Origin of the sequence: Pseudoalteromonas sp. SG44-8, assembly GCF_014164125.1 — a bacterium.
In the GTDB taxonomy this organism is placed as follows: Bacteria; Pseudomonadota; Gammaproteobacteria; order Enterobacterales; family Alteromonadaceae; genus Pseudoalteromonas; species Pseudoalteromonas rhizosphaerae.
Genome location: NZ_JACJEQ010000074.1, coordinates 1 through 1,174, shown reverse-complemented (window position 1 = coordinate 1,174; position 1,174 = coordinate 1). Strand labels below are relative to the sequence as shown.

Sequence of the window (1,174 nt, the reverse complement as noted above, 5' to 3'; positions counted from 1 at the left end):
GGACGGTATTCTACACCCACTTTAGCAGTAGAGTTGCTACCATATGCACTGTGATCTGAGAATCGAATTGCTGGTGAAATAGTTAAGCCTTCAATAACAGGAATTGATAGCTCAACATATGCCTCGTCTAAGCGGAAACCACCAGAAGTAGCATCACGTTGGTTACCTGACGTTTCACCACTTTGCGTTAGTGGATCTGGAGTATCATAACCAGTCTCTTCACGACGCTCTAAACCGATAGCCATACCAACTACACCAGCTGGTAATTCAAATGCATCACCCGCAAAGTTTACTGTATAATCTTTTAGCTCTAAACCTTCACGCGATACGCTATCAAACGTTACGAAATCAACCATTTCCGGTGTAATTGAACCAGCACCACCAAATAAGTTAAGCGGTACACATGACGTTGATGCGTTACAGTTATCACCAAGTGCCTGATTAATACGCGTTAAATTTAATAGACCTGTTGTTAATACGTCTTGGCTATTTTTACCGTATATATATGATGCATCCCAAACCCAAGATGTATCGCCAACATTACCCTCTAAACCAACCATTGCGCGGTATGTTGTATCATTTTGTTTGTAAATACGATTACCCGCTTCTACAAATCGACGTTGACCTGCATAAGGTACATATCCGTCAACACCAGAACGTGCGCCATCACCATATAAAGTTTCACCGAAAGGGTTATAGATATTATTTGCATGAATATCTACTTTACTTGCAGATGCACCAAAAGACGCACCAATAGTAAGTGGCATTGCAGCTAATAACTGAGATGACTCACGGTTTGTCATCATGAAATCAGATACTACTCTAAGATCATCAGAAAGGTCATAAAAAGCTTGTACGTACATACTATTACGTACTTGTGGAGTCGACAAATAGTTTTCTGGTGCATAGTTATACACATCACCACTGCGATCTCTGAATGAATCAATGCCTACACCTGAACCAGCACCATTTGGAACTAAATCGAAGCCAGCATTAGATTTTCCAGCGTTATTTTCAGTATAACCTTGAGCTAGCAAATCATTTCGAAGTGAATCAGAAATAGCACTAGATGTTAAACGAAGACGGCCTTTTTCTGTTGTTGAACTGTTACCCATTGATGAGATATCACGATCACCAGCCCAAATTTCAGCTTGAGTAACGTGGCTAAGGTTCA

The 1,174-nt window shown here is 40.5% G+C and carries 1 pseudogene; it reads right to left on the bottom strand.

The features are described from left to right. Window positions 1-1,174 (bottom strand): annotated as a pseudogene (locus H5163_RS21530) (TonB-dependent receptor); the annotation flags it as partial.